Source organism: Gemmatimonadaceae bacterium (genome assembly GCA_035633115.1).
Taxonomy (GTDB): Bacteria; Gemmatimonadota; Gemmatimonadetes; order Gemmatimonadales; family Gemmatimonadaceae; genus UBA4720.
The window spans coordinates 1-2,134 of record DASQFN010000049.1 but is presented as its reverse complement, the minus strand read 5'-3'; the positions used below and the strand labels follow the sequence as shown (position 1 = coordinate 2,134).

2 protein-coding genes are annotated in these 2,134 nt (G+C 61.0%); both read right to left on the bottom strand.

Features of this window, described 5'->3' with window-relative positions:
- Positions 1-301 precede the first annotated feature (301 nt).
- A complete protein-coding gene (locus tag VES88_07090) occupies positions 302-538 on the bottom strand; it encodes a hypothetical protein (protein HYN81249.1) in 237 nt (78 codons plus the stop codon).
- A 74-nt stretch (positions 539-612) separates the two neighbouring features.
- The gene (locus VES88_07085) at positions 613-2,004 is read right to left on the bottom strand and encodes a S8 family serine peptidase (GenBank protein ID HYN81248.1); all 1,392 of its coding nucleotides are present in this window, start codon (positions 2,002-2,004) and stop codon (positions 613-615) included.
- Positions 2,005-2,134: the final 130 nt, after the last annotated feature.

Genomic DNA, 2,134 nt, shown 5'->3' with positions numbered 1-2,134 from the left:
TAGACTCGCGTGCTCTTTACCCGATTCATCAAAAGCGATCCGCACCCTTCACTCCCCTCATATCCTCTCTATTCTTAAATCGGGCACTTGCTCGATAACTTTAGAAGCCTTGCAATCGGAGATTAGCGGCACCTCCATCTGGGGGCTGCTCTCATCACCTTCAACCGGCTCCTTGGTCGCCTGTAGTGACGAGTCGCTATATGCAGCGACACGGCCCGATAAGATATTGGTCGCTCCTGTGATGAGCACACGCTAACACACTATGGCACCATCTCGTTTTGCCACAAGGCGATAGTGCTTACTAGGACACAGGCGCGTTTGGCGGTCCAATGTCAACGGACGGTTCCGGCGAAACATCGGCGACACCGGGGACCGAGCGCAGTTTATCGGCGACATCGTCGCTGGCGACCCCTGTGATGCACCCGATCTCGTCGAGCACTTGATCAACGGCGAAGCCGGACTCGGTCAGTCTCTTCTTGATGGCGCTGAGCGACCCATCATCCGACGCGGTGACAACCCATCTTTTCTTGTCGGCCATAATATGCCTCCGTCAGCATAAACGTACCCGCCGGAAGATTCTTCCGGCGGGTACTATTCTAACGCACAAGGGCTTTATGGCGCTTGTACGAGTCCCGCGCCGACACGCGACGCCGGGAAGGGCAGCGGCCTGGCCGTCGCCCGCAGCCTATTCCACAGTGCTATGCCCCGCAGAATGGGCGATGCCTCAGCCCACAACGCGGCGCACCCGGCAACGTGCGGACACGCCATGCTCGTGCCGCTTTTGAATCCATATCGGGTCGGTCTGGGAACCGACGAGAAGACGTCACGACCCGGCCCGGCAATCTCGATCTTGCCGAAGTTGGAGAATGACGACGGGCGCAGGTTCGAGTCGAGCGAAGCCACGGACATGATAGTCGGTGAGTTCGCGGGCGCGCCCGCGGGGAGTGCCTCGTTGCCCGCCGCGGCGATCATCAGGAGGCCGTTGTTCAGCGCTCTCTGTCCTGCCGCTGTGTAGGCGGGCACCGGCGATTGCCGCCCGCTAAGCGACATCGAAATTACCTCGCAACGGTTGGCAAGCGCCCAGTTCATACCGCCCAGGACGCTTCCATCAACGCTTGACCCGGAGTTAGTCAGCACCTTGCCGACGAAGATGGAGGAGCGGAAGCCGATCCCGTAGCGCGGTGTGCTGCCCGCCGGTGCTCTCGGCCCGCACGCCGTGCCGATGCAGTGTGTGCCGTGGCTGTGGAGGTCCTGTACGGGCTGGCCTACGAAGCTCCGCGTCTGGCCGACGGGGAGACGGCCTGTGAAGTCCGGATGCCCCAAGTCCATGCCTGTATCGAGCACTGCCACCTTGATGCCTGCACCGCTACGCGTGCTCTGTGGAACCCTGCAAGCGTTAAGCCCCCACGTCGCGCCGAGCGCCACCGCTTCTTCTTCGACCTGCAACTGTGGCTGTCCGGCCTCGCGCAAATCCTTAATAATCGTCTCCGCAGCCCGGAGGAAACCACGCAGGTACTCGTTCGGGTTGGCTTCGGCCTCTTGTGCGAAGCTACGCAGGTACTCGCCGGGCGTGCCGGCCACGAAAACGAAATGCTCCGGGTCAATTGATTCGACCGGGCTGTCGGCGGCAATCTCCGCGCTGGCGCTCATGCTGCGTTCCTGGGCCGATGCGCCACCGACGACCGCGACGCCGATCTCCGGGAAGACAACGGCGTCGGCGTCGCCAACCGCCTCCAGATCAGCGGCCTGGCCTTCGAAATCTCGTGCATCGGCGACGCGCATCCCCTGCGCCCCCAACGACTGCAATCCCTCTTCGGCTGCGCCTTCTTTGAATGTGACGAGGAAACGTCCCGTCTCGAAGCTGTCGTCGCCGCGTTCGAGTGCCGCGAGCAGCATTTCATCAATGGGGGACGACGTGCGAGTGGCATCCGCGCCGCCCGCGGACGATGCGCGACTGGTGGACTTACTGCCCGCCGGTCTTCTACGACCTTTCTTTGTTGCCATGACTGTTCCTCCAATAGTTTGGTGATTCTCCCAAAAGCAGGGACTATAAGCCTGAGGTTAGGAGAAGAGTTCTTACCCACTACAGGGCGGGATCTAAAAGGGAGTTTATCTTTACATCATGGAGTCTCCT

Coding starts and splice junctions, on each gene's coding strand:
- VES88_07090 (HYN81249.1), bottom strand. CDS start 538: ATGGCCGACAAGAAAAGATGGGTTGTCACCGCGTCGGATGATGGGTCG.
- VES88_07085 (HYN81248.1), bottom strand. CDS start 2,004: ATGGCAACAAAGAAAGGTCGTAGAAGACCGGCGGGCAGTAAGTCCACC.